This window comes from Halalkalicoccus jeotgali B3 (assembly GCF_000196895.1).
GTDB lineage: Archaea > Halobacteriota > Halobacteria > Halobacteriales > Halalkalicoccaceae > Halalkalicoccus > Halalkalicoccus jeotgali.
Genome location: NC_014298.1, coordinates 279411 through 305084, shown reverse-complemented (window position 1 = coordinate 305084; position 25674 = coordinate 279411). Strand labels below are relative to the sequence as shown.

At 54.3% G+C, this 25674-nt stretch carries 11 protein-coding genes; 6 read left to right on the top strand and 5 right to left on the bottom strand.

Features of this window, described 5'->3' with window-relative positions; all coding sequences use genetic code 11:
• Positions 1-235: 235 nt before the first annotated feature.
• Together HACJB3_RS16025 and HACJB3_RS16020 are read right to left on the bottom strand one after the other, a co-directional pair.
• Positions 236-2818 (bottom strand): penicillin acylase family protein, encoded by a 2583-nt coding sequence (locus tag HACJB3_RS16025; protein ID WP_274378065.1) that lies wholly within the window; start codon positions 2816-2818, stop codon positions 236-238.
• A gap of 437 nt (positions 2819-3255) precedes the next feature.
• The gene (locus tag HACJB3_RS16020) at positions 3256-3987 is read right to left on the bottom strand and encodes a hypothetical protein (protein ID WP_008414116.1); all 732 of its coding nucleotides are present in this window, start codon (positions 3985-3987) and stop codon (positions 3256-3258) included.
• A 288-nt stretch (positions 3988-4275) separates the two neighbouring features.
• On the opposite strand from HACJB3_RS16020, the gene HACJB3_RS16015 reads away from it, so the two are divergent.
• The 6 genes from HACJB3_RS16015 to HACJB3_RS15990 all read left to right on the top strand — a co-directional run bounded on the left by HACJB3_RS16015 (position 4276) and on the right by HACJB3_RS15990 (position 18988).
• A complete protein-coding gene (locus HACJB3_RS16015) occupies positions 4276-5316 on the top strand; it encodes an endonuclease NucS domain-containing protein (protein ID WP_008414115.1) in 1041 nt (346 codons plus the stop codon).
• Positions 5317-5479: 163 nt separating this feature from the next.
• On the top strand, positions 5480-8662 hold the full coding sequence (locus tag HACJB3_RS16010; RefSeq protein WP_008414114.1) for a PD-(D/E)XK nuclease family protein: 3183 nt from the start codon (positions 5480-5482) through the stop codon (positions 8660-8662).
• Entirely contained in the window at positions 8655-12416 is a 3762-nt protein-coding gene (locus tag HACJB3_RS16005) for a UvrD-helicase domain-containing protein (protein WP_008414113.1), read from the top strand. Before HACJB3_RS16010 ends, HACJB3_RS16005 begins: the two co-directional genes overlap by 8 nt.
• A gap of 206 nt (positions 12417-12622) precedes the next feature.
• Complete coding sequence (locus HACJB3_RS16000) at positions 12623-17350, top strand: DUF4011 domain-containing protein (RefSeq protein WP_008414112.1); 4728 nt, start codon at positions 12623-12625, stop codon at positions 17348-17350.
• Between the two features lie 255 nt (positions 17351-17605).
• A complete protein-coding gene (locus HACJB3_RS15995) occupies positions 17606-17824 on the top strand; it encodes a hypothetical protein (RefSeq protein WP_008414111.1) in 219 nt (72 codons plus the stop codon).
• 156 nt (positions 17825-17980) lie between these two features.
• The gene (locus tag HACJB3_RS15990; RefSeq protein WP_008414110.1) at positions 17981-18988 is read left to right on the top strand and encodes an HNH endonuclease; all 1008 of its coding nucleotides are present in this window, start codon (positions 17981-17983) and stop codon (positions 18986-18988) included.
• Positions 18989-19187: 199 nt separating this feature from the next.
• On the opposite strand, the gene HACJB3_RS15985 is transcribed toward HACJB3_RS15990, so the two are convergent.
• The 3 genes from HACJB3_RS15985 to HACJB3_RS15975 all read right to left on the bottom strand — a co-directional run bounded on the left by HACJB3_RS15985 (position 19188) and on the right by HACJB3_RS15975 (position 25316).
• Positions 19188-19922, bottom strand: coding sequence for an MBL fold metallo-hydrolase (locus tag HACJB3_RS15985; protein ID WP_008414109.1), 735 nt, complete (start codon positions 19920-19922; stop codon positions 19188-19190).
• A gap of 76 nt (positions 19923-19998) precedes the next feature.
• The gene (locus tag HACJB3_RS15980) at positions 19999-20766 is read right to left on the bottom strand and encodes a helix-turn-helix domain-containing protein (protein ID WP_008414108.1); all 768 of its coding nucleotides are present in this window, start codon (positions 20764-20766) and stop codon (positions 19999-20001) included.
• A 452-nt stretch (positions 20767-21218) separates the two neighbouring features.
• Positions 21219-25316, bottom strand: coding sequence for a beta-galactosidase small subunit-related protein (locus HACJB3_RS15975; RefSeq protein WP_238532887.1), 4098 nt, complete (start codon positions 25314-25316; stop codon positions 21219-21221).
• Positions 25317-25674 lie beyond the last annotated feature (358 nt).

Sequence of the window (25674 nt, the reverse complement as noted above, 5' to 3'; positions counted from 1 at the left end):
GTGAAACCTCCTAATCGGGTCTCTGGGTAGCGCCGTCACCAGCCGTTTACGGGATGTACCCGCTAGTAATTGTACTGTATAAGAACCCTATTTGTGAAGTTGGGTTGCTTCTTGTTATATATCTATCTAGTTTCCAGAGAGATTGGGGCCCGGAAACATTACTCCAGAGAGCGCCTGAACAGCCCAGTCTACGAATAGAGACTAGCAGTGATCAAAAGAAAAAGTCGGTTGAGACTTACTTACTATTCTCGGGCTTGAGATCAATCCGCCTGACACACGCATCTTGAACAGCCTCTCGTGTGTAGAGTAAGGGGAAGTATTCCCCATTAACGAACTTATCGAGCAAGTTGTCGTAGAACGGACTCTCAGGATCACCGGATTGGCCAGGTACGTTCATTGCTAGTGAATTATTCCATCCACCAACGTCAATGACCATTCGCCACGACCCTCCATGCGTTAGCTGAAACTCATCGTTGTGGCCAGCTCGCCCCACCGTATAGTTCCCTCCGCCCATCGGTTTTGGGCCGACATTCAATGTCTCAGCACTCTCTTCGTCAACAGCAGGTGACAGTGCGTGCTCAAAGAGGGCATGCTTCAGATCACCCCACTTCCACTCGTCCCGGTTCTCACCGAGTCGGTCTTCGACGTCATCGACTGCATCGCTAAGCGTCGAGAGGAGCAACTGATTACGGCTCTCAACAGCATCGTCCTCAAGATACTCTTCAGGTTCCTCGATTGCACCGAGGATCACTTGGATATCACCCGTCCCGATATGATCCGCTGCTTCTTCCCCGACGAGTTCGACGGTGACCGCTTCTTGAAGATAATTCTCAAACCAGACTACGGCGAGGGCCGCCTCGCCCGACTCCGTATCAAGAACGTTATCCCACGCTGTAAGCCAGTCACGTATTTCGATCAGGTCCTCCTCATCTGGATCAGTCTCAGCGAGCGCTTCAGTAATGATCCGCATTGGAATTGATAAGAAATCAGTCTGAAGGTCTGTCGAATCCGTAAGTGAGTGTTCGTTCTCCGCAGAATACTCTCCGAGAACTTCCGCGATTCGCTGGTACCGATACGGCGCTGAGAACTCAAAGCCGATCGGTGGATCGTCTCTCGGATAGTCTTCGGGAAGAACTTCCTGGTTAGCAGTCGCAACCCAGCCTCGATCGGGGTTGATCTCCCGTGGCAGGTTGGATTGATGGAGATATCCATCCCATTCGTAGCGGCCATCACCGGGGACTGGCAGTAACCCATCCCAGTTGGGACGTACTGGCGTCCTCCCACCAGGGAACCATCCAATGTTTCCTTCTGTATCGGCAGCAACCTGGTTCTCCGGGGGTGCACCCCATCCCTGCATCTCCGATGTTAGTTCCCCTTCCATCGCATCTTGGAACTCTTCGATGTTTTTGGCGCGCATGTATCCAATGCCACCGAAATACGCTGTTGTACCGGGATCCGTCCAGACGGTGCGTACCGCAAATGCAATGTTTTCGTCAGGGTCCTCATGAATCACTGGCCCATGAGTAGTGAACTTTAGTTCGACTTCTCGATCATCTCCATCTCTGACGGCGAGTGTCTCTGTGTCGACCTCCATCGAGGCCCATTCACCATCGTATTTGTACTCATTGGGATCGTCTGGATTCGTCTCGTAGACATACAAATCCTGCTGGTCAATATGAACAATCGTCAGTCCAAACGCAGTATTCCCATTGTGGCCAATTGAAATTCCAGGGAGACCTGGTTCACCTGCTCCGATAACATCGAATTCAGGTGAACTGATATGGGCCATATATCGAAGCGATGGAACGTTGTGAGCACGGTGGGGGTCGTTCGCGAGAATCGGTCGGCCCGTCTCGGTGAGTTCAGGTGCGACTGCCCAATTGTTGCTTGCAGAGGGCGTCTCCTTCTCCATGAGATCCGATTTGTCCGGAGTATCTCCGCCAACGGAGTTAGAACTATTCGTGACGACTGAGATATCGTCAAGTACGTCAGGATTCCGAACGTCGTCCTCGTCGAATGTAATAGCTGTATGAGACATCGTCGCCATCTCGAAAGTGTCGAGGACGTCTTCTGGAATAAGATCGAGATCGAGTCCTTCAGGGACTTCAATTTCCCAGTCTTCGGGATCAAGCCACTGACGGACCCGTTCAACATCCTCGTCGAACTCCCGGAGCGTGATCGCTCGTTGGACCTCACTTGAGACGTTGAGCGTGATCGCATGGACACGCATCCGAACGATGTCTTCTGGTTCCCAGCGTCGTGGCTCGTAATCGAGTGCCTTGAACTCAACCGGCATCATCTCCGGATCGTCCTCAGCCTGATCAATATACGCGTTCACACCCTCTGCGAAGCCAGTGGCGATAGCCTCTGCGTCGGGTCCGTAGGCGTCCCACTCTTCCTCGATATCACCACGGTAACTGAATAGCCGTGCCCCACGATCGTGCCCAGTCCATTCTTCACCGAATACTTCCGATAGTTCTCCGAGGGAGCGTCGTTGCCAAAGATCGATCTGCCAGAGGCGATCGCGCGCAGCGTTGAATCCCTGTACGAACGCGACGTCTTGGACATCCTCGGCGTACATGTGGGGCACACCCCACTGATCGACGAGAATCTCCGCGGATTCTTTTAATCCCTCGACTTCGTAACAGATTGAGTCGTGCTTCTCTGGCGTGTTTTTGGTGGCAGCAGCGGCCAACCCCCCCAGCTGGATCGCTCCGAGCGTACCGGCGGTAAGTCCGCCGAATGCACGGCGTGAGAGTGGCCATGTGCCGGATCGATCTGCTTCTCCCCCCTGACGAGATGAGTTATCATCTACCATGTGGAGGTGAAACATCTTACGCTAACTACAAATAGATTTTTCGTATCATTTGCTCATTAAGAATTCGTAATAATTACTCTTATTTTTTACTCAGTTGACTTAAATCGGGAGATGACTCTCAGGGAGTCGCTTTTCATTGATGAGCATGAGCTTCCTGCCCTGGCGTTTCGTCTGTTCGAGTTCATTCTTCCCCAGCTTCTCGAGGACTCAGTGGTCACACTGTTGTGACGGGTGAACCAGCCGTTTCCTTTGGAATTCCATACAAAACACGACGAAACTGAAACGGACCCGCTAGTAATAGACCGCTGTATGTAGCAAAGTGAGACACCGGAGTAATGATATTTCCGATTTCGGCTGCATTGAGAGCGTCTTGAATCGGTGTCAGGTCACACTCGCACCTCCCGCAGGCGTCACAACAGTGTGATGGGTGAGGAGGTTCATTCGGCCACCTCCTGATGTGGCTGGGTCGTCTCGATGGTCGCCTGGAGCTCGTCGCTGAACTCCTGAAAGCGTTCGCGATCAATGACCAGCGTCTTGCGGTCGTTACGGGTTAGCTCCTCAACGAGCATTTCTCCTAGATCGTCCACGAGGTCGATCACGCGGCAGACTGTCTCACTGTGCGGGCGGGACCCTTCTTCGGTCGCGAGGATATCCCGCACGGAACTCGAGGGGAGCACGAACTTCGAGGGCGTGCGCTCGCACGTCTCGAGGAAGTGTGACCAGACGATCGCCGCCCGGCGTTCGTTTGCGCTCAGGACGTCCGGATCGACCTGGTACGTGCGTGTAATCTGCTGAATCGGCAGGGTCTGTTCGGCTGGAATCTCGGTCTGTGTTAGTTGGTTGTTTGCCCGTTGTTTCTCAAGGTCATCCCGGAGCGTCTGGACTTCGCATTGGCGTCGGTCGACCATCGCACCGATCGGATGGCCGGCTAGCCAGATCTGCTCGAGGTCGGCGTCGGTTGGGTCGTCCGTGCCGCGTAACTCGAGGAGTGAGGTGACGAACGTTTCGAGCTGCTGACGCTGGTCGCGTTCCTGTTCGTATTTGGTTTCGAGTTCATCAACGCGTTCTGTAAGCGTCGCGACGTGGTTACATAGCGACTCAAGGGTTTGGGTGTTCGATTGACTGAGATCGGCTGCGGTACGTGCGCTGGTCATCATGTTGTCAGTCATTGGACGGAACGGAGTGAATCGATGAGAGCTGTTGCTCATTGCTGGTCGGTGGTTGCTACTGGGAGTCGAGCGTCGCTTGTCGAGAGCGATCGCTCCCGCTGGGTGACTGTGGTCGCGTGCATGCGAGCTCCGGACTTAGTTGGCGTTTGACCGGTGCTCAGTGCTCAGATGACTGTCGCCCTGAGGTGTACTGAGTTCACAGCCAGTCGGAGTCGGTAGTGATCGCTCCGGAGGAGTGCCCTCAGTGAGTGGGCTTGCGTCCTGGATATCGACCGCGAGGAGGGTCAGATGGTGTTGCCGCGAACTCGCCGTTTCAGTGAGTCACGGTTAGAACAGCTTCTTATCGAAGATCCAAACCTCCTAGGAAAACGCTTACTCATCATTGGCCAGCAGGTTCACACAGCAAGCAACAATCGCCTCGATCTCTTAGGAATCGACGTCGAAGGTGATCTCCATATTATCGAGCTCAAACGTGATCGAACACCCCGCGATGTCGTTGCACAGGCACTGGACTACGCAGCCTGGGTTCGAACACTCACGTATGAGGATATCGTCGAGATCTACGATGAGTTCGACACGGACCACGAGTTTGAGACAGCATTTGCCGAACAGTTCGGTGCCAGTCGACCAGATGGGGCACCAGATATTCCTGAAGACATCAACCAGAGTCACAGCCTCACGATCGTCGCTTCCGAACTAGATAGGACAACCGAACGTATTATCGAGTATTTGGCCGAAGAGTACAGCGTACCGGTGAATGCGGTCCGCTTCAACTACTACGAAGACGATGGCCGCGAGTATATCGGCCGAACATGGCTTATCGATCCACAGGAGACAAGTGAACCACCCAGCAAACGAGAGTCGTGGAATGGCCGGGATTTCTACGTTTCCTTTGGTGAGGGAGTCCATCGCTCATGGCGTGATGCTCGCCGGTACGGATTTATCTCCGGTGGGCAGGGTGAGTGGTACAGTCGAACGCTTGGCCAGCTTTCGATTGACGACCGTGTTTTCGTTCACGTACCACAGCATGGCTACGTCGGCGTTGGGAACGTCACCCAAGAGAAAACCCCCGTGGCCGAATTTACAGTCAAGATTGACGGCGAAGACCGGCCGATTCTCGACTGTGAGCTTGAAGCTACTGGAATGGATGAAAACGCCGCTGATCCAGAATTACGTGAATACGTCGTCGGTGTCGAATGGATCGATGCGCAACCGCTGAACGAGGCGTATTGGGAAACAGGCATGTACGCGAATCAAAACACAGTGACGAAACTTCGGAATCAATTCACCCTCGATCGACTGTCCGACACATTCCAGATCGATCGCTAGGCTATCAATAGCATCGAGAACGATCCAATAGCTATCTTCCCATCAATAGAGCAGAAAACATTCTTCTTCCCACCAGCATCTATTTATGATAGATACTTCCAGAGAATAGCAACGCAATAATTCACGATACCGACCAGTCGACTATCGTGAACCGCAGACTAGAATGCCAATACCAACACTCCTCTACGGGCCCTCATTCGATCGCCTCCGCACTGAAGCATTCACTCGCATCAATCCCCAAGCAAACGACCCCGAAAGTATCCTCTTCGTCGAAGCAAATACCGCACAACACGATGCGCATCGTACCTACTGGCACACTGAGCACGACCCACTCCAACTAACGGTCTGTGAACTCTCGGATGTCGTTCGGCGAGCACATGACCGACTGATCGCTCCGATTCCGGAAGTCGATACGCTCGATCGCCAGCGAATCATCGAACAAGCAGTCGCTGACAGTTCCCACTTTGAGAAGCCCCGCCAGTATACGAACTTCGTCTCCGAACTCATTCGAGCACTCGAGGAAGCGGGCTACCAGACGCCCGACGCGATCACGACCGCCCTTTCGACGACCGATTTACCGTCAGAACGTATCGACGTGATCAGCGAGATAGTCGACCGCTACAGTACATATCGAGATCTCATCGCTCATCCAGCCGCCCAGCCTCGCAGCCAGCTCTATGAATCACTTGCGAACACGTCGGGATCACTCACGACAGCGTTCCCCTCAGTCGAGACAATCATCCTTTCTGGCTATACGGATCCAGCGCCAGTGGAAGTCGCCGTCATCAACCGCCTTGCTGAGGAATTCCCACTCACGATCCTTCTACCGACAACAAACGGCAACACTGCCGACCCAATCGATACCGACGGCGCCGATCGACACCTCGCACGAACACACGAAGCGTACGAGCCACTCGAATACACTACAGAGTACGTTCCATCAACTGACCAAACCCAGCTTCAGACGGCCGTCAGCCGGATGTACACGCATGCGGCCAGCACCGAACCACCTGTCGAGACTGATACTGTCTCTTGGCATACTGCACCGACACCGGACCGTGAAGTTCGCCATCTCGCCCGCAGACTCCGCGAACAGCTGGCTGATCCAACGAGACCATCACCGGATGAGACACGTATTCTCGCCCCGGGACTGCTGACCTATCGCGATCAAATCAGTGATATCTTCGCCGAGTACGGAATCGAGTATACGACCAGTCTGAGTATTCTTCTCGAGCAAACCTACGCTGGTAGAGCAATACAGGATGCCATCGCACTCTGTATCGAAGAGACCAGCGAGCCTCTGACTCGATTGGCCACCAACCCTGTCGTCTCCCTTTCGGACATCGATACTGCGGCACTCGTTGCACTCGAACGACGATATCGACCATGCGATCTCGAGACGCTCAAAGGGCGATCCCGCTCCAAATGGCTCACAACACTCACGCAAATCCAGCAATCTGTCACGAGAGCCCAATCGAACGACGGCACTGCAGCGATCCACGGCATTGCAAACCTCGTTGAGACACTCAAGCTCGAAACGAATGTCGAGAACCTCCCGGAGGACGTCGAAGGGGGCTACGAACGGCGTGCGATCAGTCGCGCCAAACGGATCCTCCAGTCGCTACTCAGAATTTGCGAACACGACGAACTCGACATCGACGATCCCCTCACCGAAATCGAACAGGCCTTCGAGGGGGTCCGGGTTCCAGCCCCGAAACAGCACCACGCAAACCGTGTTCGGATCATTGGCCTTGAAGACACCCTGATGGCCGACTGTGAAGCACTCTACGTACTCGGTGCAACCGAGGAAAACCTCCCGGGCCACCAGAGTCGACCACGATACTTCCAGCAGATTGCCGATGCCGCCGGGGTACTCCCGGCAGATCGCCACCAAGAGCTGGCCCGCTATCGCTTCGGAGCAATTGTTTCCAATGCGGACTCGGTCCATATCACGACGCCCAAAGAGACGATGGACGGCGAGCAGATCCTTCCCTCAGCGCTCGTCGAAGAACTGGATCGAACGGCCACCGTGACACAAACGTCTGGACTCGCCGACGAACGACGTGGTTCGTGTGAAGATGTTCAGCGGGCCCTTGCCGGCAGTCCACCCGATAAACTCGAGGAATTACTCAACGGGCCATCAGCAACAGAGACGTTTACCCCGGCCCAAATCGAGAGTAGTCGTGCTGGCGCCGAATGTGCCTCGAATCGTGCCACACCGGGGCCATCGGTCCATGATGGACGGCTCCCTACAGAGTCACTCGATGAGGTCGGTGATCGACTCACAAAACAGCCCTACAGTCCCTCTCGGCTCAACACTTATGCGCAGTGTGGATTCAAATACTATCTGCGAAACGGGTTCGAACTCGAGGAACCCGACGAGGAGTCAGCCGACACCGGACGGTTCGCAATCGGTGACGTCGTTCACGAGACCCTCGAACGGTTCTATACTGAACTCGCCAAAGAGACGACCGGCGGCGTTGATCTCACAGAGTACGATGAGACAGACCTTCGCCAGCGTCTGTATGCTGCCGGAAAGGAGGCCGTCGCTGACAGCGATGAATCGTTCAGCAGTCCCTTCGACCGCCAGCAGTTAGCCGCCCTCTTCACCGGGATCGTCCCGCCAGAGGACAACCGGTTTTTCCTCGGCACGGACGAGGGCGATGAGGAAAGTACCGGGCTTTTGGTCGAGTTCCTGCGTCGCGAGCAACGCGATGGGGACTGGCAGCCTCGGTTTTTCGAGCAGTGGTTCGATGGAGAGGCAGGCCCCATCCAGACACCGGACGGCACCGAACTTCCCGTGTCCGGACTGATTGACCGGATCGACCTCGATACGGAGACGCCAGCCGCCGCTCGTGTGCTCGATTATAAGACCTACAAGGCAGATACCAACGACGTGATCAGGGGCATCGACTTCCAGCTGCTGGCCTACACGTTTGGCGCTGAACGATTCCTCGAGACCGAACTCGGCGACCCACACCAGCGAGTCGAAGCTGGGTATCGCATCGTCAAGCCCCCGACCACAATCACCCACAAACAGTCGCTACCAAAGACGATCGAATCGAATCTCGAGATCCCGGCTGACCAATTCCTCCAAACCGTCGCTCCCCGCCGATTTACGGAAATTACCGAAGCGATCGAGACGGGGACGTTCTCGCCGGCAATCGTCGGCGAAGACACTGCCAAATGCCAGTACTGTGCGTTCAGCGACGTCTGTGATGTGCGCCACCACCGACGCTTCGAGGCGATCGAAGCGATTGACAACCACGATCTTCCGGTGTACGTCCCAGACGGCACCCGTCCGGGAGATCTTACTGAGCACCTGGAGGTGACGGCAGATGAGTGATGATACCTCGACGTATGAAGAGCGACTCTTAACAGACTACTCAGCCCAAGCAAGCGCAACTAAAGAGTTTGAACTCACTACGGAACAACAACAGGCACTTGCCCTCGATCAAAATATTGCGATTACGGCCGGTGCAGGTACTGGCAAAACAACGACGCTCACGGAACGCTACCGGCACATCCTCACGGAATACCCGGAGCTCAGCCCAACCCAGATCGTCACGATCACCTTCACACGTGATGCGACAAGCGAAATGCGTGACAAAATTCGTGGCGTTGTCGACGATGCACTCGAATCGGCCAGCGCAGAAACGTATGATCGATGGCAACGAGCCAAAGACGACATCGAGGACGCCTACATCCACACGATCCATGGGTTTTGCAGCCGTATTCTCGAAGAGTACGCCGTCGAGACCGGCGTCCACCCTGATTTCGAGACGCTCGATAACGGCGAGGCAGTAACGCTGATCGATCGGACCGTTCGGGATGTTCTTGCGTATATCCTCGATGAAGCCACACATCTCCGAGCGGCCGACGCTATCGACGCGCAAAAAGCAACACTCACAGACGACGTCGAACGTCTCGCACGCCTGTATTCGCGCGATGACCTCGTCAGCCTTCTCGCGGGGCTTCTCAACGAGCGGCCCGAAAGCAACGAGTGGGCCAATCAACTTCTCGAGACGAGCCATGAAGAGTACGTAGCGGCCGTCTTCGAACGAGCGTGCCCACTCTCCCCGGAAACCGTCAACACGCTTCTGTCCCAACCAGCGGTGTGTGAGGCCCTCGAGACCATCAGGGAGCTTGCAGCCAACGACTACGAATTTACTAACGAACCCGATGACGGCATTAGGACCCTCGAACTGCTTGGCCCACAGCTACCGGACGGACCGATCGACGGTGCCGAGACAGCGACCTACCAGCAGCTCTTTTTGGATTTCTGCGACCAGGTGACGAAGGGAGATGGCACGCTGTATACCAGTGCAACCTACTATGCAGGCACGGCGAGTCGCTGGAAAAAGTATGACCGCACGGCGGATCACGAAGCGCTCACAGCCGCCTGCGAGACGCTGATCAATACACTCGATCCGGAGAACCAGAACCTGAGCTTTGATGGGGCCGCGATCGAACGCTCGATACCCTATGTCTACGCAATCGCCCGTCTCTATCAGACTGTTCGAGAGGAGTACACACGGCGAAAAGAGGCCCAACACGCACTGGATTACTCGGATCTAATCGAACGCACGATCGACTTCCTCGAGACACACGACCGAGCGCGCCATGAACTTCGCGAGCAGTTCGAGTATCTCATGGTCGACGAAATTCAGGATACGGATCCACGCCAGTGGGAGCTCGTAACGCTCCTGACTGGCTCTGATGGTCCTAATTTCGACGGCCAGAACGTCTTTCTGGTCGGTGATGAGAAACAGAGCATCTATCGCTTTCGTCGGGCCGACGTCACGATGTTTCGTGAGGCCCGCGATCGTCTCAAGAGGGCGAACCCAGACTCCACGGAAACAGCCCAACAGCTCAGCGGGAACTTTCGGACCCTATCGGGCCCCCTTACGTTCATCAACGAACTGTTCGAGGAGGTCTTCCAACCGGAGGGCGACGAGTACCAGCCATACGAGGCACGTCCACAGTGGCTGACGCCTGAGCGGTCGGAGGGCACCGAGATTGACGGCACGGTCGAATATCTCGTTGTGCCGGAAACGGACCAAGACGTCGCTCCCCTTGGCCTCGAGAACAGTTGGTTCGATGAGCGAACCTATCGTTCGAAGGGCGAGCGGGAAGCCTACGGCGTTGCTGCTCGGCTCACACAGCTGTTCGATGACCCACCGCAGATCTATGATCCGGAGACCGACGAGTATCGAGCAGCCCAACCGCGTGACGTCGCTCTCCTCTTTCGAACACGGACTCGCTTCCCTGAATTCGAGCGTGCATTCGAGGAGTACGACATCCCCTACAGCAGCTTTGGCGCCCGAGGCTTCTACGAGACATCCGAAATCCAGCCGTTGGTGAACCTGCTCAAGGTGCTCCAAGATCCCACGCAGAATATCCCGCTGTACGGTGTGTTGCGATCACCGCTGTTTGGATTCACTGATGAGCAACTCGCAGTACTGTACGACTCGGACGAATGTCTCTGGAGGCAACTGGCGACAATGGACAATGCCCTCGAAACTGCTCACGGTCAACTCAAGCAATGGCGAGAGCAGGCTGGGCTCGATGGAAGCGATCGAATCACGACGTGGGCATCGCTGCTCTCAGAGATTATCGACGATACGGGCTATCTGATTAGCGTCGGTGCTGACGAACGACCCGAGCAAGCCGTTGTAAACGTCAATAAGTTCCGCGAGCAGCTCCGAACGTGGGAGGAGGGAAGCGCCCTCCCCCTCAGTGAAGTAGTCGAACGCATCGAACGCGAGCGAGACCAAGAGGACGACCCTGGTGAAGCAACGATTCCAGCAGCGATCGACGGCGTCCAACTCAGGACAGTCCATTCCGCAAAGGGCCTTGAGTTCCCGATCGTCGTCGTGCCGGAGCTCAGTCGCGGCGTTAACGAACGGGCGACGATTACTGATAACAGCTCATACTCTCAATCGCTTGCCTATCTCGAGACAGTAGGTGATGAGCCAGTCCTCGGCATCAAGGGGCCCTCACCAGCAAACAGCTTTGAGACCACTGCAACGCCGGACTATGAGATCGCAAAAACGGTCCAGCAACAGGAGTTACGTGCCGAAAGTCGGCGTCTCCTATACGTCGCGACGACACGCGTTCGGGATCACCTCTTGTTGACAAGTACCCACACCGTCGGGTCAGATAGTGAGGCGACTTTCGGTGAGTACGATACCGGCGAGCAAGCCTCCAGTTGGCGTGATCTCGTTCAACCGGTTCTCCTCGAAGATCGAGAACTCCTTTCGGACCTCGCTACGGCAGGCAGCGCGACACACTTGTTGGGTGACGGTCAGTATACCGTTCGCCGACCGCCAACGCCCGTTGCTGGACCGGCTGAGTCAGCGAGTACCGAACGTGCCTGTGATATCGAGCTTCCAGAACCTCCTGAATCGTCGGCAGGGATCGCGCTGTCTGCAACCGCCGTCCGTGATTTAGTTTCGGATCACTCTTCACATGACGAATCGCGGACGGAGACAGAGCCAGAGCACAGTGCTTTCCTCACTGAATCGTCCTCCAAGAAAGGATTGGCGCCGACCCAATTCGGAACGGCCGTCCATCGATTGTGTGAACTGTCTCTCGTTGGCAGTACCATCGATTGGTCTGCGGCCCCGACCCAGATCGTCGACACTCCCGACAAACTGTCGCCGACAGTTCTCAAGGACCTGCAAAACCAGGTCCAGTACGGCGTCTCAGACATCGAGCAGGTAGAAGCAACACTGCCCGTAGAAGCAACCTACGATGAGTATCAGGTTCGTCTCGAGCTCCCCACTGGCCAGGTAGTCGGCGATATCGACCATCTTACGGTAACCGACGACTGCTACTATATCTCCGATTATAAGACGGACACACTCGGTGATCGGGATCTTGAGACAGTAGCTGAGCATTATTTTGCGCAACTCTACGTCTATGCGTGTGCACTGTCACAAGCCGACTCAAGTCGAGACTGTGTGCTACGGTTGATCTTCACCAATGCAGAGACGACAGCAGAGAGAGCCGTCTCAGGAGAGGATATCAGCGGGTGGCACGAACGCTTTGTACAAGCGCTTGCACAGGAGTCAGCTGACAGAAGGCTACGTGAGTAATACTCGAGAATCAGTAGTAGAGAGCTCACTCATGAAACGATCGGATCCTCACCCTATAGTTCTACAATTACAGAACCATAGCTTCCAGTTACTTCAGCATGAATTAACGGCGGACAGCTTCCGTGCTTTGCAACTCGAATTCTTTCTTCGCAAGATACAAGACATTTCCCGAGACAGTCGGTTCAGATAGTAATTCAGGGTCGTCTATGAATGTTGATATTGATAAGAAAATCGATAACTGGAAAGAGCAAGTATTAGACCTTACTCGGCGCAATAATATGGTCGATTTCTCGGCGACCAAGACTAAATCATTGCCGACGAAACAAACGGAATGGAAAGCCGTAGCCGATCAGTTGGCTACAGGTAATGAACTGTACGTATGGAGGCCCAATGACGAGGAATTCCAGTCCGAATTAGACTCCACCGACGAAACATCGCTAAACGAGATCGAAGATACAGAAGAAGCCGACGCGCAACCATCGACAGGGCGTACAGATACAGAGGCCTCCTATCCCAATAGCGATCTCATCTCGATTCGGAATCCAAAAGAAACCGAAAATTCGCTCTACAACATCTCTCTCAATCAACGCAAACATCTCCAAGAGAAGGGTGTTGACTCCCTCTATCTCGCCCTGGGAATGCTTGAATGGTTCAGCGTTGACTACTCTGATACGAAATTACGATCTCCAGTCTTTCTCGTCTCGGTCTCGCTTGAACGGGAAACCATCTCGAATCCAAACCGCCATGATTACAAGATTACTTCTGAAGACGAGGTTATCATCAATCCAGCCTTGCGGAAGAAATTAAAGACAGAATTTGGCCTCGTATTACCGGCTGATACTACGGTTGAGCTGACTGATCTCGAAGCAAGCTTCGAAGATATTGAGGATCTCATTGAGGGGCGAAGTCGATGGTCGCTCGCTAATGAAGTCATTCTGGGCATTTTTGATTTTGCTAAACTAAGCCTATACAATGATCTCGAGGAGCAGCGAAGTACGATCAAGTCGAATCCGATTATTCGCGCCCTCAACGGGGATACAAGCGATCTCAACGCTGATGCGAGTAGCGTTCCCGCTGCAGAGGAACTCGATACGACCGTTGACCCGATAGACACCTTCCAAGTACTTGAGGCCGATTCGAGCCAACAGGAGGCGATCGAGGCCGCTAAACAAGGGGTGAGTTTCGTCCTCCAAGGGCCACCAGGAACGGGAAAAAGCCAAACAATCGCGAATATTATCGCCGAAAAGCTCGCTGATGGAGAACAGGTACTGTTCGTAAGCGAAAAGCAAGCAGCACTTGAGGTCGTTCAAAACCGTCTCGGTGACGCTGGATTAGCGCGATTTTGTCTCCCAGCACATGGTAAGCATGCCTCAAAAGATGATGTACTGCGGGCACTAGGTGAAGAACTGAACGCACCGCAGATAAAGGAATCATCGACCCGGCCTCAGCAGTTAGGGAAACTTCGGAAACGACGGGAGGAGCTCAATGAATACGGTGAGGTTCTTCTACGAAAATACGGCGGTATTGAGACATCAGCGTACGAAGCCCACGGGATCGTTGCTAACCTCAATGATGTACAAACACCGTCTTGGTCGATCTCCGATCCGCTTGCTATATCGACGGAAGAATTAGAAACGGCGATTGATACTCTCGATGATCTTGCACAGTATGATACACAATTTCGTAACCATTCGTCACATCCGTGGAGTCATACGACACTAGATCGGTGGCGTATTGATACTGCCGACAAGATGCGAGAAAGCCTCAAAAATCAACTCGAGATACTCGATAGGATAGTTTCTTTCTGCGAACAAGCTGAAAGCAAGCTCAGAATCACCATAACCTCACTACAGGAATTCAAGGATACGATCGAACTATTAGAACGGCTTGATTCACGGCCCGATATCCAATGGACCGAAGAATTGTTCGCTACCAAATTTTATCAGAACGAATCTCGGCTTCAGGACTTTGCTGATACGAGCCAAGAGATAGCCACACTGCGAGAGGAGCTCGACAAGAACTATGAACAGAGTGTCTATTCGGAAGATGGGCAAGAGCTTCATTCAGCAGTAGCCGCCTATGGATTGACTCGATACGTTAGACCATCATACTGGCAGCTGAAAAAACAGATCGGAGCACACACAGTAGGATCCTATTCACCTTCTGCTGCGGATCTCCAAGAGGACATGCAGCAGTTGATGGTCATTCAACAGCGTAAAGACGAAATCGACGAGCTGCAGGATCTTACTCGGTTCTTCAGACAACTGTATGAAGGTACTGAGACGAACTGGGAACTCGTGTTAGAGGTTCGAGAATGGATCGATACGCTATTATCGGAGTCCTTACTTACAGAAGGGCAAGTTGTACGCATACTACAGGACGATACTACCGACACGGCACAACTCCTGAGTGAAGCGCGATCACTCAATCAACAATGGAAGCAGGCGTCCGCATTTTTCGAGGACGTTGTCGATCGTACATCACTAACGACATCAGGTGGTGAAGCACTCGATAGCGCCGATTTCGATTCATTTAGTTCGAAATTGCATGCGCTCGAAAACAGAGTACCTGAACTTCAGCAGTGGGTACAGTTCTCACAACTACTCGATTCAGCTACTGAGACGATAGTTGAGGACTACATTGAGTCGGCCTTAGAGGGAGATATTGATCCATCCTACCTCGTCGATGGTTTTCGTAAGAAATTCTATACGGATTTTTTGAACGCTATCTACGATCAAACCTCTCTCAGCCACTTCAATTCCTCACAGCACGAAAAAGCACTAGAACAATTTCGACAACTGGACAAAGAACAACAGGAACTGGCCAAAGTCGAGATTCAGCACCGCGTCACACAGCGACGACCGACAATCGATCTCGAACACGCCTCGAGTTCCGAACAGGTAGTACTGCGTCGAGAGATCGAAAAACAACAACGGCGAATGCCGCTGAGAGAGTTGTTCTCGGAGGCCGGCAATATGATTACCCGTCTGAAGCCCTGCTTTATGATGAGTCCGCTGTCGGTTGCTCAGCATCTCCGTACTGACTCAATTGACTTCGATGTCGTGATTTTCGACGAGGCGTCCCAGATCATGCCCCAAGATGCCGTCAGCAGTATTATTCGAGCAAAACAAGTTGTCGTCGCGGGCGACACGAAACAACTGCCACCGACGCAGTTCTTCCAAGGAGATACAGAGACCGATAGCGACGTACGTGATGACCTTGAAAGTATCTTGGATGAGGCAGCGGCAGTACTACCAGAAAAGCATCTCCGATGGCATTACCGAAGCCGAACTGACGAGCTCATCACGTTTTCTAATCAACGGTACTACAGCGGTCGACTCAATACGTTTCCGGAAAACGATCCAGATGTACCGACAGGAGTTGACTTCGAGTTCGTTGAAGACGGCATATATGATAGAGGAGGTTCCCGTCAAAATCAGCCAGAAGCCCGTCGGATCGTCGACTACATTCGCCAATTTGCCAAAGAGTACTCCAGTCGCAGTCTCGGTGTAGTTGCATTTAGCGAAGCCCAAGAACGTGCGATTCGAGATTTAATAGAAGAGCGACGTCGGGACGATCCCGTTCTTGACAGTTTTGTCGATGAAAGCGACGCACTTGAGGGGTTCTTTATCAAGAATCTCGAGGCAGTTCAGGGTGACGAACGTGATGTAATGCTCTTCAGTGTAGGATATGGGCCCGATCAATCTGGAAAGATTACAATGAACTTCGGCCCCCTCAACAATGATGGGGGTGAACGACGACTCAACGTTGCAATCACACGTGCCAGAGAGCGTGTGATTGTATTCTCGTCATTGCAGCCAGGTGATATCGATACGACTAGAACCGAGGCCCGTGGTGTACGTGATTTCAAGGCATATTTAGAGTATGCGAAGAAGGGGAAGCGAGCACTTCTTGAAGAGAGGCAAGCAACTGAAACGCTGAATTTCGATTCTTCTTTCGAAGAATCAGTATACACAGCGCTCGAAGAGCAAGGATACGATGTTGTAACGCAGGTTCGAAGCTCTGGATATAGTATTGACCTTGCTATCAAACATCCAGAGAAACCAGGAAAGTACATACTCGGGATCGAGTGTGATGGCGCAGCATATCACTCTTCGAAGACAGCCCGCGATCGTGATCGTACGAGACAACTGATTCTTGAGGACCTCGGCTGGACGATTCACCGAATTTGGTCGCCTGACTGGGCATCGAATCGCGAGCAGGTACTACAATCTATTGCCGATAAAGTAAGCAAACTACGAGAGACCGGTCGTATAACAGAGGAACCCCCTGTCGACGCACCCGTTAAACAAGAGGAAGCCGAACCGGTCGAGTCTCTCGAGCAGGACGGGGGGACACCTCTCTTTGAGGAGTACTCAGCGCCAAAGGTGCAAACATATCGAGACCGTGATTTCGATGATATCCCCCGTAGAACCCTCGGTAATGACTTGGTAGATATCGTTGAAAAATATGGCCCAATAGCCAACGATGATGCATACCTCCATCTCGTTAGCCAATGGCAGTTTGCGCGTGTCGGAAAACGCATGCGGCGCCAGTTAGATCAGATTCGTTCCCGGTACGAAGGACAACAGTTGGTACACGAGAACGGATTCCTCTGGGCTAACCATTTGGATGAGGTGCCAGTACGTGTGAATACAGCTATAGACAAACGATCGGTCGACGAAATCCCCCATGAAGAGCTGGCAAAGGGTGCGTATATCCTTCTCGAGAATGGCATCGCAATGTCTCGTGACGACCTTGTGTTAGAAACAGCACGGAAGTTCGGTTGGACTCGACGAGGTGAAAAGATTCAAGCTCGACTCAATGATGCAATCGATTATCTGGTTGAAATCGGGGCAGTAGAGGAGTCCTCAAAAGTATCGGCCTGTGGCGTCGATATCGATTCGTTTATTCTCCGGACTATCTACGAGTAGTGACAGTTTTCAACAATAAATATTTGGTTTGTGTACAGGACTTGTATGGATTACTATTCTCGGGAACCTAGACTGATTGCTTCCTTCTCATGTTCAATGAGTTCTACAAGCGGTGCAAACACCTCACACAACTACTTACCCAGAAGTCCGTCGATATGAAGCCAATAAGCGATAATCACGAATCAATGAGAGGATATTACTTTTGAAGTACACCGATCCTTATTGTATAGTTCTTCAGTTGAAGTACTATGACCTATGGCCGATAAAGTAGCAATCGGGGACTATTACGATCAAGACCAGATCGAGGAAATCTTCGATACAGGCTTTGGCTACCAGATAACGGGCATCAACGTTCGCAGAGACGACGCCGACCAACGCTACATACTCCTCTTCGCAAAAGAGGATGGGCCATACGATGACGACGTACGTGAAGGCCAGTTCGAGTACATCGGGGAAGGCCTATCAGGAGACTAAAGCGCCTCATCGCCGGGCAACAGTGCACTGATCGACGCCGTAGAGACGCCGGTTCCGATCTACTTCTTCTATAAGGGCGCGACTGACGAGGGCTGGGAATACCAAGGAACCGTTGCCGTTTGTGACTACCGCACAGAGGAACACAATGAACGAGAGGTGTTCGTCTTCGAAATGGAGCATACTAAGGACCAGGACGATACTACTCCAGCCAGTAGAGACACGGTACCTGGCCTTTATCTGCTCCCCGTCAGCGAGTCGTGGCGACCCCACTTCGATCGAACCGTCGAGACACCGGTCATTCTCAGTACGAACGACGTCCCGGAGCAACTCGCCGGCTACACTTCACTCCGAATCTGGGGCACCACTGAGACCGACTCAGCGAAAAAGCAGACGCACATGGATCAACTCGAAGCGGGCGATTGGATATTGTTCTATCACAGCGGCGAGTTCATCGCGACGGCCAAAGTCGGACGAGTCTTTGAGAGTGCAACAGTCGGTGACTGGCTCTGGGACAACCCCGAAAGTAACTTCATCTATACTATCGAGGAGTACCAAGATACTGCACCGAGCATCAATCACGTCTGGGATATCCTCGAGTACGAGGGACGGCAGGTTGTCAACGGCTTTATGCGTGTCAGCGATGATCGCGTTCAGCGCGTGATCACGGAGTATGGCTCACTCGAGACAGCACTGTTCGATGCCGATAGAACCCAAATCAAGCGCGAAAAATCCGCGCTGGAAGTTGCCCTCGAATCTGAACCACGGCTCACAGAAGACACAGCCGACTACACGACAGCCCGTCGACGAACACGCGACCAAGCCTTTCGTGAGCTCGTTCTCGAGGTCTACGACGAAACCTGCGCTGTCTGTGGTGCAAACCGGCACTCACCGGATGGAACACCGGAGGTCGAAGCCGAACATATCTACCCACGGAGCGAGAACGGGCGTGACGATGTCCGGAATGGAATCGTACTCTGCCGACTCCATCACTGGGCGTTCGATACTGGCTGGATCGAAATCACGACCGACTACGAGATCAACGTACTCGAAAAGCCCGAGCGCGATGAATACCACGAATTCGAGCAGCTGGACGGACAGGATATAACCCGACCAGAGACTAGGATACCACATTCGAAGTATGTGGCTGCCAGACAGAGGCTATAGGTATCTTCATATCTGACGCCGGCTCTGGACATCCTCCTCGCTCGAAACGAACGAGCCCCCAAGAGGGTAGTAGGTTACACCGGTTCTGTTGCACTTCTAATTGGGTTCGGTAATCGGAACAACGACTCTCCAAAGGTGCGTATTGACACGGAGATACTGATGATCCCTTCAGCTACATGGTTCTCCGAATCCGCTCACTCTACAGGCTAATCTGTTCTCCATCATCAGGAACGTGGACATCCGCTGTCGCCGACCGCAGTTCGTCACGGGTGAGCAAGCAGTGATTGATTGCTTCCATATGAACGACCACAACCGTGCCATCGGTAGCGTCGCGGACGGCGGAGATATCCTCGATGCCCATCGTGATTGGCTTGCCCTGCTCGAACTGTGCTTCGCCGCCATTGAGGACGACCATATCAGGATCGAACTGATCAAGCGTTTCCGCGATCGGCTCGTACCAAATCGTGTCGCCTGCAACGTACACCGTCTCCTCGCCCTCGAACACGAATCCCGAAACGGGACCCATCTCCGCTGCCAACTGCCCGTGTCCATGGCGTCCGGGCGTTCGGTGAAGAGTGACCCCCTCGAATGAGGTGTTCTCATCGACGGGGCGGACGTCAGTAAAGCCCTCGTCGGCGAAAGCAGCCGCCTCTTCGGGCTGACAGAACAGCGGCACGGTAGCCTCAAGTTCCTCAATGGCCGCCTCGTCCCAGTGATCGGGGTGGCGGTGGGTGACGACCACAGCGTCGTAAGACAGGTCGACAGCTGGCATCGGGACGAGCGGGTTTCGGCGGTCGTTTGGCGAATTCGGCACGGGCGGATTCTCACCGAGTGCTGCGAACATCGGATCGACGAGGAACGTCGTGTCACCAACGTCTACGAGGATAGTGGCATTCCGAATCAATTGCACGCTGGCAGCAGTCGTCGTTGACATACGAAACCGTCTACGAGCGTCATCGGGATGAGATTTGCTTCGACATATTCCAATTCACGTAGTGTTCGCCGCGCGCTCACTGAATGAACTCGATATCCTCGGGATCGAGATCCACGTCGAGATCTACATCGAGTGAATCGGCGGCGAACTGCTGTGCCAACCACGCTTCAGCCCGGTTGAGTCGGTACTGGAACGTCGAACGCGACACGTCGACGGCAGCGGCAATCTCAGTGACCGACTGCTGACGTGGCTCCTCGTAGTATCCGTGTTCGATCGCAGCCTCGAGTGCCGCCTTCTGTTCGGGCGTGAGGGTTTGTTGAACACGACCGTCTTCGAGCAAGCACGGCGGCGTTCCGAGCCGTTCGACGGTCAGCGACAGCCCCTCCCGAAGGTTCGTACGGATATCCTCGTGGATCGCTGTTACAGGCTCGTCGAGAAGTAAGCGCCATCGGAATTGGTCGCCACGACGCTCCGATCGCATTATCAGTCCCTCGCCAACGTGGTTCGCGGCGACAAGCGGGATCGACCGTGGAGCCGCCCCTTCCTGGCGAAGCGAGTAGATCTTCCGTGATTCGGCGTTCGACGAGAGGATCGTATACTCGTATTCGGTCACGGGCGCACCACACATCCCGGTCGTATTCGGATCACTGGCGACGCGTTCGAGCCGATCATCAAGGTCGTTGAGGACAGTGGTCGGGCCGACGACTTTGTCGATTCCCCATACTGCCTCGCTGGTCGCATTGATCTCCATCGACCGGGCGTACAAGTCTCCATGGTCGATGAAGAGATCCATCACCTCATCAGCTCCCGTCTCGTATTCGATCGTGAAGACGAACTCGCGCAAGATATCGTCCGTTCTCGCTCGAGTGATAAAGCCTGGGAGGTGGATCTCCTTCTGCGGTGAAATTGAATACTACTTCCGAATAGGCTATTTCAGAATTGGTTATTGTACGCTACGTCTTGGGCCGTCACTGTTACACTGAGGGAAGGTGGTCGTTGGGAGCGTCCAGTTCCGGAAGATCAACTATCAGAAGGTGAGTCCCCAGGACGATGCCGATAAAACCCGAATCGAACGTGAAAAATCCGCACTTGAAGTCGCCCTTGAATCCGAACTACAGCTCACGGAAGACAGCACTGACTACACGACAATCCGCCGACGAACACGCGGGACTGTGCCTTTCGTGAACTCGTCCTCGAGGCCTACGACGAAACCTGTGCTGTCTGTAGTGTGAACCATCGCTCGCCGGATGGAATACCGGAGATTGAAGCTCAAACAACGTCCCGCTCAGGCCGTCATCACCTATCTTGCGTAGACGGGAGGTTCCCTCCCAAGACGTTCATCGGGCCCTCGGTAGCTCGAAACGGACAGAGAGTGATAGAGAATTCGGTCGATTCGGGTTGAACTTGGTACTCATCGGCCGTTGGAACGGGTGTTCCACCGACACCGGTTACCGCGTGGTCGAGATTGAACCCGACCGAACCACGCTCTTCGAGTTGATACTGATAGTCGGCGTCCGCGAGGTTTCCATACTGTTCGAGACTAACATCTAATAGCGAACCGCCGAATGCAGCCACTCCAACCGAACCGTTACTGAGTGAAGCCCAGCGCGTATCGGTCTTGTTTCCGTTGTCCTGCGGTGGGAGATACGGGACGTGCTGCTGTTCGACTGATCCCGCGTAGTGACCGACTCGCACGCCGGTCTTCCGATCAGGATACGTCTCAATGGGTCCGCGACCGTACCACTCGAACTGATCGAACTCCTCTAAGAATTCTAGTTGCAGGCCGATTTTCGGAAGCCACTCGCCGACGTCTGCAACAAGGCGGTCGGTCGGATCTACCTGAACGTCGATCTGCACCTCGCCGTCTCCGGCGACGTGATAGCAGTAGGTCGTCTCGTAGCCGGCTGGCGCCCCGTCGTCGGTTGCTCCGAATGCTAAACTATCGACCTCGATATCCACACTGTGTTTGTGTTCCGTGATCTCGATATCGTCGACCTCGTGTCGAATGTCGTCGAGTCCCAGATCATACCAGCTCGGTGCCGGATGAGGGCCCCAATCCTGGAGTTCGTTCATGATCGGTGCCCGCCAGAAATTGAGGACTGGACCGCGCTCGACGAGTTCGGTCCCCTCATATTGCATCGAGGAGAACGTTCCCAGCGACTTATCGAGCGTATACTCGAACTTTTTGCCCGTTATTACGAGTTCCGTGTCCGTTTCCGCGGTCGTGACCGGCGGTCGACCGCCTGTCCTACGACGCTTGGGAGCAGGAGTCTCAATTGGAACCGGGAACTGCGCGAAGGCGATTTCATGACCTTCGTCACTCCAACTGGTGTCCTCAGGAATCGAGACGGAGATATCGACCCAATACTCTGCCCCAGGTTCGGAATTCGGTGCATGCACGAGACCGTCGATCGAGACGATCTCGGTCGTGTTCGGCGGTGTCTGGAGATCGAGTGTATCTTCGCGTACCGTCTGTCCGGCCGCCGAGAGCGTCCACGTGATATCGAATCCCTGTAAGTCCGTAAACTGGTGGTGATTGGTGATGTAGACCTCCCCTTGTGCCAGATCTCGCGGAGCCATTTTCACTGGCTGATGGCACTGTTTCAGTTGCCACATTTCGGGCTGGGGACGTCGATCCGACCAGGTCGTCCCGTTCAAACAGAAAGCCCCCGCTGGACCATCGAGATCGTAGAACTGGAACGGTTCGCCGTCCTCGGTCTCGTCATTCAGATCCTGGTTGACCCAGTCCCAGATGAAGCCCCCTTGGAGGCTCTTGTCTCCCAGCAGGTCATCAAAGTCGTACCAGAGGACGGTCTCGTCAGTTGGGCTCTCCTGCCCGATGTCGGTAGCCGAAAGAGCTGACTGGTAGACAGCAATCGACTCGATCGTCGCCTGTAGGAACCGATCGCTACGACCGTCATGACCGATGAGCAGTGTCTCGTCGGTCCTGTCGAGATCACGGCGGTCGTGTTCAGCGATACCGATCTGCTCCCCGTTTACGTAGAGCGCGAGTTCTCTAGCCGAATAGACGGCTGTCAGCGTTTGCGTCTCCGTCTCGATCGCAGGGAGCTCTCCGGTCACTGATGTCTCTCCGACGGTGAATTCGAGGTCTCCTGCGGCCGTCACAGCGAGTGTACACTGATCACCGGCCACGACCAGTGGTGCATCACCGTCAGCGATGAGTTCGCTTACCGTCAGCTCGATGGTAAATTCGGACCCGGACACCGGCTGATCGGATGGGACTACCTCGATATAGTCAGACTGGCCATCTAATTCGAGTGCGCCACCGTCCGTCCCCGCAACGACCATCGGTGATCCAAGTAGGACGCCATCTGCGTCGCCAACCCGATCACGTACCCGGCGGACCGGTGGCTGGATATAGTCGTTCCACATCTCATCGATCAGTCCGAGACTATTGCCCATCGCGTGGTTGTACTCGCCCATGACAACCGACCGCTCGCCGTCACCGGGCGAGCCATCTCCACTCGACCGATCGCCGAACCGGGGACTATCACTGACGTCACCACCCGCTCCGAATGTCGCTAGCGTCTCGGCATCGATATACCGCGGACCGAGCATGTCACTGTACTCAACGTCCCAGCCGCCATGGTTGGGCTGGTGGTACATGATCCGGTCGGGTGAGAGGGCATCGATTCCGTTGGCGTCGAACGATTCGATTGCTTCGCCCGACAGGCGCGTCGTCTCGCTCGTATCCGCGGGTAGTGTCGGATCGTCACCACCGATCGCCAGTGCGGCCATGTTGAGATGTTCGGCCCCGGTGCCGGCCTCGTTGCCCGTCGACCACGAGAATATCGACGCGTGATTCCGATCGCGAAGCACCATTCGCCGGAACCGCTCGACACTTTGATCGTGGTATGCGGTGGTCTCGGCTAATACGCCCTCCCACCAGTGGGTTTCACAGTTGACCTCGTCTTGCACGTAGATCCCGTACTCGTCGGCGAGTCGGTAGAAGGTTGGATCGTTCGGGTAGTGAGAGGTCCGCACGGAGTTGAGGTTGAACTGCTTGAGCAACTCGAAGTCCTCGCGCATGGTTTCGAGCGGTACCGTCCGACCGGTATCCGGATCGGTTTCGTGCCGATTGATACCTCGGACGTTGACGGGCTCACCGTTGACCGTGATGTGGCCACCCGGTCCACGTTCGGCCTCATATTCGCGGAAACCAACCTTTTCGAACAGGACCTCGCTCGGTTCGGGTTCCGATTGGTCCTCAGTGTCCCGACCGGCTGGGAGAAGTTCCACGAGCAGTGGATACAGGGTTGGATCCTCGGCGGACCACTTCGCGGGGTCACTGACGTCGGTTTCAAGCGTCGTAACGGCACCCCCCTCAACGGTGACGGATTCCTCGCAAGTCACCACTTCTGAGCGACTGTCAGGCTCGCATAGCGTCGCTCGCACTAGATACTCGGTCTCATCGGGTACCGAGTACTCGGCGAGTTCGACATCGACCCGCAACGTCGCATCCTCGTACTCGTCGTCGAGACCGGTCCGGACAGCGAAGTCACGAATGTGGACCGGCGGGGTCGAAAACAGATACGCACTCCGATAGATACCCGCGTACTTGTGCATGTCAACACATTCCAGCGCCTCACCGTCGCTCCAACGATAGATCTGGACTGTCAGGTCGTGACTGGCGCCAGCCTCGACGTACTCGGAGATATGGAACTCGCCGGGTGTCATCGATCCCTGCTGGAAGCCGACGTACTCGCCGTCGATCCAGACGAAATACGCCTGCTTGACACCCTCGAAATGAAGGAACGTCTCACGGCCCTCCCAATCAGCTGGGACATCGATCGTGCGATTGTACACGCCAACCGGATTGGGACCATCGTCACCGACGCCGGGAACGTCAACCATTCCCTCTTCGTCTGGATAGAGCTCCCATTCGAGATCGGGATCGTATCCCACCCACGTTGGCTGCCAATTCGTGTAGACGCGTTCGTCGTACCCTTCGGTCTGCCAAGGGCGGGGAACCGTGATCTCGTCCCAGTCGTTGGCCCCATCGAGTGACTCTGGAAGATCGGAAGGACGTTCGAAAAATTGGAAGTTCCATGTCCCATTCAGGAGTTCGAAGTACGGTGAGCCATCGAAACGTTCCTCGAGTTCGGTAAACGGTTCGTCGGATTCGATCGCCTGCGTAACCGATTCATAGGGGATCGTCGTCGGTGCGTGGGTCGGCTCGCGATTTTCTTCGAATCGAGTAGGATCTTCCAGATACGTAGAGAGATCGTGGATCCGTCCGGGGCCAGATCCGATTTTGGTGGTTGGTTTTGCTGCAGTGACGCTCGCGGCGCCCCCCGCTGTGACGAGTGCAGCCGCGCCGCTAAGTTCGAGGAACGTCCGCCGAGACGTCCGAAACCCTGAGTTGTTCTCCATCTGATCTTCTGTTTGAGTCTCCTTCGAGTTCATTGTATGATCGAGGACGAACAGAATATGCCGAAGAGTCTCCCCGTCCCTTACACATAGAACATCGAAGTGTGAGTATAAAAATTAGGAAGTATTGTAATTATTATGGATAGTTCCACATCGAGATAATAGTAGATTTGTATCGGATAATGAATCTACACTATCAGTCCGTGCGAGAGGGGGGTTCGTTGTTGGACAGGATTTTCTCGCTCGGTTGAAATCGTTCAGGAATAGCCGGTTGAGGTATCCAGTACCAGAGATGAGCGAAGATGGTACAAACGTCTAGTAGACCTCTCTGATAGGTGTCGGAAATACCATGTTGAAGGCG